This is a genomic window from Streptomyces cavernae (assembly GCF_004023625.1).
Taxonomy (GTDB): Bacteria; Actinomycetota; Actinomycetes; order Streptomycetales; family Streptomycetaceae; genus Streptomyces; species Streptomyces cavernae.
In genome coordinates, this window is the sequence record NZ_RPDJ01000023.1 from 181,357 (window position 1) to 194,168 (window position 12,812).

Annotated in this window: 11 protein-coding genes and 1 pseudogene; 8 read left to right on the top strand and 4 right to left on the bottom strand. The window is 71.6% G+C overall.

Going from position 1 to position 12,812, the window contains the following annotated elements; genetic code table 11:
• Positions 1–127 precede the first annotated feature (127 nt).
• Positions 128–1,921 (bottom strand): trypsin-like serine protease, encoded by a 1,794-nt coding sequence (locus EF387_RS30430; RefSeq protein WP_128379841.1) that lies wholly within the window; start codon positions 1,919–1,921, stop codon positions 128–130.
• A gap of 371 nt (positions 1,922–2,292) precedes the next feature.
• Here EF387_RS30430 and EF387_RS30435 point away from each other — a divergent pair, with 371 nt between their 5' ends.
• The 4 genes from EF387_RS30435 (at position 2,293) to EF387_RS30450 (ending at position 6,067) form a co-directional block, all read left to right on the top strand.
• Positions 2,293–3,474 carry a S1C family serine protease gene (locus EF387_RS30435; protein WP_128379842.1) on the top strand — a complete coding sequence of 394 codons (1,182 nt, stop codon included), beginning with the start codon at positions 2,293–2,295 and terminating at the stop codon, positions 3,472–3,474.
• Between the two features lie 25 nt (positions 3,475–3,499).
• Positions 3,500–3,736, top strand: coding sequence for a hypothetical protein (locus EF387_RS30440; protein WP_128379843.1), 237 nt, complete (start codon positions 3,500–3,502; stop codon positions 3,734–3,736).
• Positions 3,737–3,878: 142 nt separating this feature from the next.
• A complete protein-coding gene (locus EF387_RS30445; RefSeq protein WP_128379844.1) occupies positions 3,879–4,610 on the top strand; it encodes a response regulator transcription factor in 732 nt (243 codons plus the stop codon).
• Positions 4,610–6,067, top strand: coding sequence for a sensor histidine kinase (locus EF387_RS30450; RefSeq protein ID WP_128379845.1), 1,458 nt, complete (start codon positions 4,610–4,612; stop codon positions 6,065–6,067). The genes EF387_RS30445 and EF387_RS30450 overlap by 1 nt, the downstream gene beginning before the upstream one ends.
• A 452-nt stretch (positions 6,068–6,519) precedes the next feature.
• Here the strand turns inward: EF387_RS30450 and EF387_RS30455 are convergent, their stop codons facing one another.
• The gene (locus tag EF387_RS30455; RefSeq protein WP_128379846.1) at positions 6,520–7,395 is read right to left on the bottom strand and encodes an AraC family transcriptional regulator; all 876 of its coding nucleotides are present in this window, start codon (positions 7,393–7,395) and stop codon (positions 6,520–6,522) included.
• Between the two features lie 190 nt (positions 7,396–7,585).
• Here EF387_RS30455 and EF387_RS30460 point away from each other — a divergent pair.
• Positions 7,586–7,870: pseudogene (locus EF387_RS30460) on the top strand (pectinesterase family protein); the annotation flags it as partial.
• 40 nt (positions 7,871–7,910) lie between these two features.
• Here EF387_RS30460 and EF387_RS30465 read toward each other — a convergent pair.
• Positions 7,911–8,936 (bottom strand): LacI family DNA-binding transcriptional regulator, encoded by a 1,026-nt coding sequence (locus EF387_RS30465; RefSeq protein WP_128379847.1) that lies wholly within the window; start codon positions 8,934–8,936, stop codon positions 7,911–7,913.
• Positions 8,937–9,031: 95 nt separating this feature from the next.
• Positions 9,032–9,823 (bottom strand): response regulator transcription factor, encoded by a 792-nt coding sequence (locus tag EF387_RS30470; RefSeq protein ID WP_128379848.1) that lies wholly within the window; start codon positions 9,821–9,823, stop codon positions 9,032–9,034.
• 315 nt (positions 9,824–10,138) lie between these two features.
• Between EF387_RS30470 and EF387_RS30475 the strand changes: the two genes are divergently transcribed.
• Genes EF387_RS30475 through EF387_RS30485 form a run of 3 tightly spaced genes read left to right on the top strand, consistent with a single transcriptional unit; the run spans position 10,139 to position 12,795 of the window.
• Positions 10,139–10,981 carry an alpha/beta hydrolase gene (locus tag EF387_RS30475; RefSeq protein WP_128379849.1) on the top strand — a complete coding sequence of 281 codons (843 nt, stop codon included), beginning with the start codon at positions 10,139–10,141 and terminating at the stop codon, positions 10,979–10,981.
• 51 nt (positions 10,982–11,032) lie between these two features.
• Positions 11,033–11,287 carry a MoaD/ThiS family protein gene (locus tag EF387_RS30480; RefSeq protein ID WP_128379850.1) on the top strand — a complete coding sequence of 85 codons (255 nt, stop codon included), beginning with the start codon at positions 11,033–11,035 and terminating at the stop codon, positions 11,285–11,287.
• Between the two features lie 11 nt (positions 11,288–11,298).
• Entirely contained in the window at positions 11,299–12,795 is a 1,497-nt protein-coding gene (locus EF387_RS30485; protein ID WP_128379851.1) for a hypothetical protein, read from the top strand.
• The last annotated feature ends 17 nt before the right edge of the window (positions 12,796–12,812 follow it).

Here is a 12,812-nt window from a genome sequence, read left to right on the forward strand (position 1 = left end):
TACCCGCCTCGAAGGGGGTACAGGGGCCGCGGCGCGCAGAGCTTCCCCAAGCCCCCACACCGTGTGGATCAGCCGCGGCCCCCCGACGCCCCCGGGCCCTGGGCCGAGGGGATCCGCTGTGGATCCGTCAGAACAACAGGTTGTACTGGTTGTAGCCGGCGCCCAGGCTGATCCGTGTGCCGAAGAGGGACGAGGACGCCTTGCCCGTGCCGGGGTACAGCCACAGCTTGCCCCCGGAGTCGCGAGCCATGAGGTCGGCCTTGCCGTCGCCGGTCACGTCGCCGCTCGCCACGTACGCGGTGAACTTCCAGCCGGTGCGTGCCGTGATACGGGTGGCGAACGGCTTCGAGGTCACGCCGGTGCCGCGGTACAGGTAGACGGTGCCGGAGCTGTTGCGGACCAGCAGGTCGGCCTTGCCGTCGCCGGTGAGGTCGCCGTGGCCGATGAGCTTGACGCCCTTCCACGCCTTGTTGACGATCCGCACCTTGGCGTTGAACTGGCCGTTGCCCTTGCCCGGGTACAGGAACACCGAGCCGTAGGCGTCGAGCGCGACCAGGTCGGGGCGGGCGTCACCGGTGAGGTCGCCTGGTATGGCGTACGACTTGTAGCCGCCCCAGACCGTACTCACGATCTGGTCCTTCCACTCCTCCTGTGCCGCGTTCCAGTACATGCGGTGGATCTTGCCGTCGCTCTTGTCGCGGTGGATGAGGTCCTGGTCCCAGTTGCGGTCCAGATCCGCCTGCAGCATCCAGTTCGCGCTCTGCCAGCCGTTGCCCGCGTACTTCCGCTTGGCGAGCGACTTGCCCTTGCTGTTCTGCTGGTAGAGGTTTCCGGAGGGGGTTCGGGCCATCAGGTCGGCACGGCCGTCGAACGACAGGTTGGTGTCGTCGATGCGCGGCTGCGCGACCCCGGTGAAGGCGGACACCTTGGTGAAGACCGGGTAGGCGCCCTTCCCGGTGCAGCCCTCGACTCCCCAGGAGACGACGCCGACGACCTTGCCGGCGACGACGAGCGGACCGCCGGAGTCGCCGTTGCAGGGGCTCTTGGTGCCCTCGTCGGTGCCGGTGGCGGGGGTGCCCGCGCAGATCATCGAGCCCTCGGCGAAGATGTCCTTGCCGAGCACGGTCCGCATCGCGCTGTTGCAGGTCGAGTCGGCGACCAGAGGCAGGTTCACCTTGCGCAGCTTTGCGGAGAGTTCGGCGCCCGCGCCGCCGGACGTCAGGCCCCATCCGTAGACGGTGGCGGTGGTGCCGGGCTTGTAGAGCGCGCTGTCGTTCGACGCGGCCAGCCGCAGCCACTGCTGCTTCAGGGGCTGGTTCAGGGTGAGGACGGCGATGTCGTTGCGGACGGTGCTCGGGTTGTAGCCGGGGTGGACCCACTGCTGCCAGACGCCCACCGTGGTTCCGCCGGCACCGAGGTCGGCGCTGCCGGCCTGCACGGTACCGTTCTCGACCCAGTCCAGGCCCGCGACGCAGTGCGCCGCGGTGAGGACCTTGTTGGGGGCCACCAGGGTGCCGCCGCAGAAGTAGCCCTCGTCGGTGGCGCTGTCGTAGTAACCGAGTTGGACCATCCACGGCGAGGACGAGACGGCCGTCACGCTGCCGCCGACGATGAACGGAGACACCTTCTGGGACCCGGCGGTGGCGGACCCCTCGGTGGCCGCCTGCTGCTTCTGGTCCTTGTTCTCGGCCGCCTGCTTCTCGGCGGCGTTCAGCAGCCGCCCGCGTAACTCCTTGGCGGAGTCGGTCGGCCCGGGAGCGGCCGGAGCCGCGAGACCCGGGTCGCCCGACGCCCCGTCGACGCCGGTCGCGATCGCGGTGTTCGCCACGACGGCACCGGCGCCGCCCAGCGCGAGTGCGATGGCGGCCGCGGAAAGCGCCGTGCGGGGGCGTCGCCAACGGCTGGGCAGAGCGTGCTTCACTCAGGGCTCCTGGTGTGAGTCGAGTACGTCGACCTGGGCTCGTGGAACACGGGACCCAGGAGAGTGCAGATGGGTGCGCGGGCCCGAGGAAGGCGTTCGACGCACCGGCCCGACGTGTGTTCGAGCGAAACCGCGGAGCCCCCCTCCGGCGAAGAGAGATCGTACGTTGTCACCGGGCCCGAGTCCCACGCAATAACGGGAATCGCAAGAGTTTTTGCGGCGCCGGTGAGTGTCATGGCCGCCCGGGCCGTCCCCGGTTCACGGCCCGGGCGGCTTTGTCCAGGCGGCTTTATATCGGGCATACAGCCTTCTGTCGGGCTTCTCAGGGAGCCCTCAGGGAGCTCTCATAAGAGCGCGCCAAGCTCTGAGACATGACCGAGAGCTTCCGCAGCGGCGAGTATCCGCAGGGCGACCCCCAGCAGTCTGGTTACCCCCAGCAGTCCGCGTACCCTCAGCGGTCGGCGGACCCCCAGCAGCACTCCTCCACTCCCGTGCACCCCGACTGGCCCGCACCGCCGGCCTACCCCGCCCCGGCCCCCGGTCCGGCGGCCGCCCCGGCGACGGGCGCGCAGACCGCGGTCGGCGGCGGCGACGGCAGCGGCACCGGTCACACCGCGGTCCTGAACGCCGACGCCGCCGCGGCTCCCGCGAACGCGCTCACGCCCACCCCCACGCCCACCCCGAAGAAGCGCGCCCGGGGCCCTCTCGCCCTGCTGGCCGCCGTGGCGATCGCCGCCGCGGCCGTCGGCGGCGGCACCGCGTACGGCATCCAGCAGCTGACCGGCGGCGACAACACGGTGGCCAGCAGCAGCACCACCACCAGCGTGGTGGCCGCCAGCCAGAAGGGCACGATCGCCGGAGTGGCCGCCGCGGTCAGCCCGAGCACCGTGGAGATCAGCGCGGCCTCGAACTCCGGCGAGTCCACCGGCTCCGGCGTGATCATCACCAGCGACGGCGAGATCATCACCAACAACCACGTCATCTCCGGCGCCTCCTCGATCAAGGTGGCCACCAGCGACGGCAAGACGTACACGGCGCGGGTCGTCGGCACCGACAGCAAGAAGGACCTCGCGCTGATCAAGCTGGAGAACGCCTCCGGCCTGAAGGCGGCCACCCTGGGCGACTCCGACGGCGTCAAGGTCGGCGACCAGGTCGTGGCGATCGGTTCCCCCGAGGGCCTCACCGGCACCGTCACCAGCGGCATTGTCTCCGCGCTCGCCCGTGACGTCACCGTGTCCACCGACGAGAACCAGGGCCGGCAGCCCGGACAGGACGACGGATGGCCGTTCGAGTTCGGCGGACAGCAGTTCAACGGCGACACCGGCTCGTCCACGACCACCTACAAGGCGCTCCAGACGGACGCCTCGCTCAACCCCGGCAACTCCGGCGGCGCGCTGATCGACATGAACGGCAACATCATCGGCATCAACTCGGCCATGTACTCGGCCGCCGAAAGCTCCGCCGGCGCGGGCAGCGTCGGCCTCGGCTTCGCCATCCCCGTCAACACGGTCAAGGCCGACCTGGCGAGCCTGCGCAGCGGCTCGCGGAACTGACGAGTAACCCCATCGGAGGTCCCTCATGATCACCGTCGTCCAGCACACCACGCTCCCCGCGCCGGCCTCCGACGCGGCCGGCCTCACCCTGGCCCTGGCGGTCGCCCGCGAGCTGCACACCCCGGCGCCCCGCGCGCCGGAGGTGGCGGCCACCCCGGCCGCACGCACTCCGGCCACCCCGGCCGCACGCACTCCGGCCGCCCGCGGCACGAGCACGGCCCGCCGCACCCGCGCGGCCCGCCGCCGCCCGGTCCGAGGCTGAGTCCCCGCCGCCGCCCGCCACGGGGCTGAGCCCTCGCCGCCCGGTCCGAGCTGAGCCCCTCCGCGAGAGGCCGCGAGCCCTGCGACGCCGCGTACCCTGCGAGGCTGAAGGCCTCCCCGTCCACATCACCCGAGGAAGACCGATGAGCCCCGCCGAAGGCGACCGTGACATCCAGCGCATCCTGATCGTCGACGACGAGCCCGCCGTGCGGGAGGCGCTCCAGCGCAGCCTCGCCTTCGAGGGGTACGAAACCGAGGTGGCCGTGGACGGCGCGGACGCGCTGGACAAGGCCCTCGTCTACCAGCCGGACCTGGTCGTCCTCGACATCCAGATGCCGCGCATGGACGGACTGACCGCGGCCCGCAGGATGCGCGGCGCGGGCACCACCACGCCGATCCTCATGCTGACGGCCCGCGACACCGTCGGCGACCGCGTCACCGGCCTCGACGCGGGCGCCGACGACTACCTGGTCAAGCCCTTCGAACTCGACGAGCTCTTCGCCCGCATCCGCGCGCTGCTGCGCCGCAGCTCCTACGCCGCCCAGACGGTCGGCGCCCCCGAGGACGAGGCACTCACCTTCGCCGACCTGCGCATGGACCTCGCCACCCGCGAGGTCACGCGCGGCGGCCGGCCGGTGGAGCTGACCCGTACCGAGTTCACCCTGCTCGAGATGTTCATGGCCCACCCGCGCCAGGTGCTGACCCGCGAGCAGATCCTGAAGGCGGTGTGGGGCTTCGACTTCGAGCCCAGCTCCAACTCACTGGACGTCTACGTCATGTACCTGCGCCGCAAGACCGAGGCGGGCGGCGAGCCGCGCCTGGTGCACACGGTGCGGGGCGTGGGGTATGTGCTGCGGTCGGGCGGCGCGGAGTGATGAAGCGGTTCCGCTCCCTGCCCCTGCGCTCCCGACTGGCCTTGCTGGTCGCGGCGGCGGTGGCGTTCGCGGTGGCGGCGGTGTCGGTGACGTGCTGGTTCATCGTGCAGGGGAAGTTGTACGACGAGCTCGACAACGACCTGCGCGCGGCGAACAGGACTCTGCCGATCGAGAAGATCACCGAGATCATCAGCGACTGCTCCCCGACCCCGTCGAGCATCGGGGACGGCTTTCACGTGCGGTCCTCGGCGTATGTCCAACTGATCAAGTCGGACGGCTCCTACTGCGTCTTCGACTATTCCGCGGGTGTTTTGAAAGTCACCGACAGCGACAAGAAGGTGACCGAGAACGGAGACCCGACCAAGGGGATCCGGCGCAACGGTTCCGACTCCGACGGCAACGCGGTGCGCGTGCTGACCATGCCCCTGACCGCGGACTACGGACCCGGCGACAAGCGGCTGATCGACGGCGCGGGCATCATGATCGCCGTCTCGCTCAGGGGGACGCAGTCCACCCTGAACGAACTGTCCCTGATCCTGCTTCTCGTCTCCGGCATCGGAGTCATCGGCGCAGGCGCCGCCGGCCTCACAGTCGCCCGAGCCGGCCTCCGCCCCGTCGACAAGCTCACCGAGGCCGTCGAGCACGTCGCCCGCACCGAGGACCTGACCATCCGCATCCCGGTCGACGACGCCAGCGACGACGAGATCGCCCGGCTCTCCCGTTCCTTCAACTCGATGACGGGCGCCCTCGCCAGCTCCCGCGACCTCCAGCAACAACTCATCGCCGACGCCGGCCACGAGCTGCGCACCCCGCTTACCTCCCTCCGCACCAACATCGAACTCCTCAGCCGCAGCGAGGAGACCGGCCGGGCCATCCCCCCGGAGGACCGCAAAGCCCTGCTCGCCTCCGTCAAGGCGCAGATGACCGAGTTGGCCTCGCTCATAGGCGACCTGCAGGAGCTCTCGCGCTCGGACTCGGGCCAGCACGGCAAGGGCATGCAGATCGTCGACTTCCAGGACACCGTGGAGAACGCCCTGCGCCGCGCCCGGCTGCGCGGTCCGGAGCTGACCATCACCGCGGACCTCCAGCCGTGGTACGTCCGGGGTGAGCCGGCCGCACTGGAGCGTGCGGTGGTCAACATCCTCGACAACGCGGTGAAGTTCAGCCCGCAGGGCGGCGTTGTCGAAGTGGTACTGGTGAAGGGCCAGTTGACGGTACGGGACCACGGCCCGGGCATCCCGACGGACGAACTCCCGCACGTCTTCGACCGCTTCTGGCGCTCTCCGTCGGCACGCGCCCTGCCCGGCTCCGGCCTGGGCCTGTCGATCGTGGCTCGTACGGTCCAGCAGGCAGGCGGTGAGGTGTCCCTGCGCCCGGCACACGGCGGCGGGACGGTGGCGATGGTACGACTGCCCGGAGCCGCGACACCGCCACCGGAGACGCCGGAGACGCTTTAGCTCTCCCGCTCAGCCCCTGGGCTCAGCCCCCGCTCAGCCCCTGGGCTCAGCCCTCCCGCTCAGCCCCTGGGCTCAGCCCCCGCTCAGCCCTCGGGCTCAGCCCCCGCTCGGCCCTCCCGATCAGCCCTGCCGCCAGCCCCCGGCTCAGCCCTCGGGCTCGGCCCCCGCTCGGCCCTCCCGATCAGCCCTGCCGCCAGCCCCCGGCTCAGCCCTCGGGCTCGGCCCCCGGTCGGCCCTCCCGGGCAGCCCTGCCGCCAGCCCCCGGCTCAGCCCTCGGGCTCGGCCCCCGGTCGGCCCTCCCGATCAGCCCTGCCGCCAGCCCCCACTCAGCCTCCCGCTCAGCTCCTGCTCGGCCCTGCCGCCAGCCCCCACTCAGCCCCCACTCAGCCTCCCGCTCAGCTCCTGCTCGGCCCTGCCGCCAGCCCCCACTCAGCCCCCACTCAGCCTCCCGCTCAGCTCTCCCCGACCGGTGTCCGTTCCACCGGGATCCACAGTTCCGCGTCCGCCTGTGCCGCGTCCTCGGACAGCCGGGTCCGCAGGATCTCGGGACCCGGCCGGCTCCGGTACGGGTTGGACGGGAACCACTGTGTGAACACGTCCCGCCACAGGTACTGGAGCGTTTGCGGGAACGGCCCCGAGCTCTCGAAGACGGCCCACGTCCCAGCCGGGACGGTGAGCTCGTCCATGCCCTCGGGCACGGCGGCGCGGGTCACCACTCCGTGGTAATAGTCGAGTTCGGTCCCCTCGGCTCGGCTTTCGTCGAGGTTGTCGCTCACCGAGACGACCCCCTCCGGCTCCTGGTCGGACAGGCTTTGCAGGTGTTGCAGCGTCTCCTGGCCGATGCTCCGGATGAACGCGGCGATGGCCGGGTTCACCCCCTCGTGCACGAGGGGGACGCGCGCCTTCCTGCCGACCACCCGGAACTCCTCCTTCTCCACGACCCGGTACCGCATGCTGGTGCTCCCTTCGACGATGAGGCGGAAGGACATACGTGGCTGGGACTGCAGACTCGAACCAAGCCGCCTGACCTCGCCGGGACCGACGCCGTGCATCGCGCGGAACGCCCGCGCGAACGCCTCCCCGGAGGAGTAGCCGTACCGCACGGCGATCTCCAGCAGCGTGCGCTCCCCCGCGAGGACCTCGGCACCCGCGACGGTGAGCCGCCTGCGCCGGACGTACTCCGACAGCGGAATGCCCGCCAACGCGGAGAACAGCCGTCGGAAGTGGTACTCCGACGTCATCGCGATCCGTGCCAGGTCGGCCACCTCGATGCCCTGATCGAGGTTGGCTTCGATGTGTTCCATGGCCTGGTTCAGCCGCTCCAGCACCCCGGCCCCCTTCCCTTTCGATCACTCACGTTACGAAGGACCCACCCCACCGGACCCGACATCCTGTGCCCGGCCCGGTCGGGTGCGACAGCCACCTCCCGGAACCGTCGAGCCGTCAGCCGGAGCAGCAGCCACCTTTCCGCCGCCTGCTGCGACTGACCAGCGATTCGTAGCCCCCACACGGCGACCGAGCAGAACGTCCTTCTTTCTCGGCCGCAACCGGCACCCGGGCGGAGATACGACCGTCGACCTGCAGACCACCGTCCGCAACAGCACGCTGAGCGCCGCGATCAAGTCCACACCGTGGTCGGACATGGGCGGCTTCTCGTGGAGGGACGACCGGTTCGCCGAGTACAGGAACTCCGGGCCGGGGTCGGGCGCGGCAAGCTCCGACCGCCCTCAGCTCAAGGACGCCCAGGCGGCGAACCAGGAGGTCGCGGACTGGCTGGGCGACTGGACGCCGGCGGTCGGCTGAGCCGTACGGATGGCATGAAGGCGTACGCGGTGTGCGGGGGTCAGCCCCCGCACCCACAAGATCGCCGCACCACCAGCCGCGACGGGAACAGCTTGACGCGTTCGCGGCGCGCGCCCCCGGCGCGGATGCCGTCGTCGAGGACCAGGTCCACGGCCGCCCGGGCCATCGCCGGGCGGTCGGAGGCGACCGTCGTCAGCGGCGGGTCGGTGAGGGCGGCTTCCTTGACGTCGTCGAAGCCGGCCACGGCCAGTTCTCCGGGTACGTCGATGCGCAGTTCGCGGGCGGCCCGCAGCACACCGATCGCCTGGTCGTCGGTGGAGCAGAAGATCGCCGGCGGGCGGTCCGGCCCGGAAAGCAGGCGCAGGGCCGCCTCGTAGGCGTCGTAGCGGTTGTAGAGCGCCTCGAACAGGCGGCCCTCGGTGGAGATCCCGGCTTCCCCCATCGCGCGCCGCCAGCCCTCGACGTGGTCGGAGACCGGGTCGCCGACGACCGGCGTCTCCGCGACACCGCCGAGGCAGGCGACATAGGGGTGGCCGTGCTCCAGCAGATGGCGGGTGGCGAGCTGGGCGCCGCCCACGTCGTCCGTGACGACGGCGACGTCGTCGATGACCTCGGGGCGCTCGTGCAGCAGCACCACCCGGGCGTCCCAGGCCTCGATCTCCGCGGCGGCGTTGTCGTTGAGCGCGTGGCTGACCAGGATCAGACCGGAGACCCGCATGCCGAGGAAGGCACGCAGATAGTGGACCTCGCGTTCGGCGACGTAGTCGGTGTTGCCGACGAGGACCATCTTCCCGCGCTCGGCCGCGGCCTGTTCGACCGCGTGCACCATCTCGCCGAAGAACGGCTGGCGCGCGTCCGGCACGATCATGCCTATGAGGTCGGTCCGCCGGGACGCCATCGCCTGCGCGACCCGGTCGGGCCGGTACCCCAGTTCCTTGATCGCGGCGAGCACACGCTCCCGCGTGGCCGGGGCGACCGGCCTCGGTCCGTTGTTGATGACATAGCTGACGACGGCGGTGGAAGTACCCGCCAGCCTCGCCACATCGTCCCGCGTCACCTTGGCCACGCGCGGAGTCTACGCGGATGGACCGGCCCTGGGCAGGGCTTACGCCCTTCTATGCCCCGGCTGTGACCTCGTCCGTGCCCCGGCCGTGACCTCGGCTATGCCTCGGCCGTGACCTCGACGTCGGCCGATTCGGTCGCTCCGTCCGGATTCTCCGCGTTTGTCCCGGTCGGGACGCCACCGGACTTCAGCTTGGCGTCCTCGCCGGCGGCCTGGCCCTTCTCCGGTGTAACGAATCGATAACCGACGTTGCGGACGGTCCCGATCAGGGATTCGTGCTCCGGGCCGAGCTTGGCGCGCAGTCGCCGGACGTGCACGTCGACGGTGCGCGTACCGCCGAAGTAGTCGTAGCCCCACACCTCCTGCAGCAGCTGGGCGCGAGTGAAGACCCGGCCCGGGTGCTGGGCGAGGTACTTCAGCAGCTCGAACTCCTTGAAGGTCAGGTCCAGGACCCGGCCCTTGAGCTTGGCGCTGTACGTCGCCTCGTCCACCGACAGGTCGCCGTTGCGGATCTCCATGGGCGAGTCGTCGTTGACGATCTGCTGGCGGCCCATCGCCAGCCGCAGCCGTGCCTCGACCTCGGCGGGGCCGGCCGTGTCCAGCAGCACGTCGTCGATGCCCCAGTCGGCGGTGACGGCCGCGAGGCCGCCCTCCGTCACCACGAGGATCAGCGGGCAGCCGGGGCCGGTGGAGCGCAGCAGCTGGCACAGGCTGCGCACCTGCGGAAGGTCGCGGCGCCCGTCGATCAGGATGACGTCGGCACCCGGGGTGTCGACGAGGGCGGGGCCTTCCGCCGGAGCCACTCGCACGCTGTGCAGGAGCAGGCCGAGAGCCGGAAGTACCTCCGTCGACGGCTGGAGGGCGTTGGTCAGGAGCAGAAGAGAGCTCATCGCGCCTCACCCGCCCGGGTCGTCGTCGTCCGTTCGTGCATGGTTCGCTCGCCCATAACGTCTGGTTCCTCCTCGGTCCCTGCGAGGACGTTTGCGGCACTGCTTGCGGCACTGCTCGTTGCTGCGGCGCGGCTCCCTGTCCCTGGGATCCGCTCCGTTTTCCCCGCACTGGCCCTGAAGGGAGCCCTTACGAGAGTCGTATACGGGGTTCGTATACAACGCTTCAGAAAGCGCAAAAGGACCCGGGGGCCACGCTGCCCGAGTCCTCTGCCCAGCAGAATAACCCACAAGAGCCCAGGTGCGGCAGGTGATGTGATGCGATCGTCCCGGGACAGGGCGGCCGAAGTGCAACCGCGTACAGCGGTGCGCACCGTTTTGCGCACGGCCGACGGAGTGTCGATCGAGGCCGCGTACACGCCCGCTTCCGATCCCGTTTCGGACTGCGCGATCGTGGTCGCGCACGGCTTCACGGGACATCTCGACCGCCCCCACGTGCGCCGCGTCGCGAGCGTCCTCTCGCGTTACGGGGGCGTGATCACCTTCTCCTTCCGCGGCCACGGCCGCTCCGGCGGCCACTCCACGGTCGGTGACCGTGAGGTGCTCGACCTGGCGGCGGCCGTGCGGTGGGCACGCCGCCTCGGACACGCGCGCGTGGTGACGGTGGGCTTCTCCATGGGCGGTTCCGTCGTGCTGCGGCACGGGGCGCTGCATGCCCTGGACGCCTCCGGTGGGTCCGCGCAGGACGGGGGAACCGGGGCGGAGCCGGCGCACGCCGACGCCGTGGTCTCGGTCAGCGCGCCCGCCCGATGGTTCTACCGGGGCACCGCCCCCATGCGGAAGGTGCACTGGGTGATCACCCGCCGGACGGGCCGGATGGTGGGCCGCTGGTATCTGCGCACCCGGATCCACGGTCGCTGGTGGGACCCGATCCCGCTCTCCCCGGTCGAGGCAGTCCCGCTGATCGCGCCGACCCCGCTGCTGATCGTGCACGGCGACCGCGACGGCTACTTCCCCGTCGACCATCCGTTGATGCTGGCCGCCGCCTCCGGCGGGCACGCCGGACTGTGGCTGGAAGCGGGCATGGGCCACGCCGAGAACGCGGCCGACGACGAGCTGCTGGCGAGGATCGGGGCGTGGGCGGTCTCCGCAGCGGGCTAGCCTGACGGTGTTGATTGACCGTCACCGTTGATCGTTCGATTGAGGAAGCAGATGGCAAAGGGCACGGTGCGCTACTGGGCGGCCGCCAAGGCCGCCGCGGGTGCGGCCGAGGAGCCGTACGACGCGGAGACGCTGGCCGAGGCGCTCGACGCGGTCCGTGACCGGCACCCCGGTGAACTGGTCCGGGTGCTGCTGCGCTGCTCGTTCCTCGTCGACGGCGATCCCGTGGGCACGCGCGGGCACGAGACGGTACGGCTGGCCGAGGGCGGCACGGTCGAGGTGCTCCCGCCGTTCGCAGGAGGATGACGGACAACCCCATGAGCAACCAGCCGTACCAGCCGTACGAGCCCTACGAGGGGCACCAGCAGCCCGCCTGGGGCGATCAGCCGCCCCAGGAGGACGACCAGCAGCACACGCAGCAGTGGCAGGGGCAGACCTGGGACACCCAGGTGCACCCCACCCAGACCCCGGGGCAAACTCCGGGGCAGAGCCCGGGGCAGGCTCAGTGGAACCAGGGCCCGCCCCACCCAGGCGGTGCGCCGGATGCGCCCCACTCCCCGGGAGCGGGGTCCGATCCCTCCGCGGTGGCCGCGCAGGCCTCGGCGTACGGACAGGGCGCGGGGTACGGGCAGGGGGCGGGGTACGGCCAAGACGCGGGGTACGGACAGGCTGCCGCTTACGGCCAGGCTGCCGCTTACGGCCAGGCTCCGGCGTACGGCCAGGCTCCGGGGCACGGCCAGGCTCCGGCGTACGGCCAGGCTCCGGGGCACGGGCAGGCCCCGGAGTACGGGCAGGCCTCCACGTACGGCCGGCCGGCCACGGCCGGTGCGGGTGTGGCGCCACACGCTCCCGGTCAGGCAGCCGCCCCGCACGCGGCGTCCGCCTCGCACAGCGCCGGGGCGGCGGCCGGTGCCGCTCCCACGGGGATCCCGGCCGGGGCGACGGGTGCTCCCACAGGTACCGCTCCTACGGGTGCGGCTCCCGCGGGTGCCGCACCCGCCGAGGGCGCCGCGCAGGCCCCCGCCTACGGGCCCCCGACCCTCTCCGGCAACGCCCGTATCACCGACGCCCAGCGGGCCCGGCTGGAGGGGCGTTCGCCGATCATCGAGCCGGGCGGGCAGCCCGCCGCGCTCACCGCGCTGCTCGGGATACTGCTGTCCGGGACCGCCGTCGTCGGCGAGTTCGCGCTGCTCGTGCCGCTCGTCCTGCTCCAGGCCGTGACCGCCGCCGGATGGTTCCGGCTGAACGGCATGTGGCCTGCCCGGCAGGGCATCGCGCTCGCCTTCGCGGGCGGCCTCACCGCCGACGCCGTGCTGCTCGCCGCCGGCCGGGAGCACGCGCCCGCCGCGATCCTCGGCACCCTCGGCGTGTGGGTGCTGCTCGTCCTCGTCCTGCAACTGCGCAGCCACGCCGAACCGGACGAACGCATGTACGGGCTGATGGCGACGGTGGCCTCGGCGGCGCTGACGATCGTCGCGGCGGGCCACCTCGGCGCCGAACCGGACGCGGTCACGGTCGGTGCGGCGGCGGTCGCGGTTGCGATCCTGGTCCGTGTCTTCCCGCTGCCCACCATCGCCTCGGTGGCCGCCTCCGTGCTGGCCGCGGCCGGGGCGGGGCTGCTCATCGGCGGGTTCACGGACCTCGGTACCAGCGGCGCGGTACTGGGTGCGGCCGCCGCCGTGTGCGCCCTGATCGGTCACCGCGTGGCGAGCTACGACTACCCGTCCCGGTTCGTCCACATGACGGCGGGCGTCGCCCTGCCGCTGACGGCGGCGGCGCCGGTCGTCTACGTACTGGGCCGCGCCTTCGTCTGAGCGGCCGGTGCCCGCCG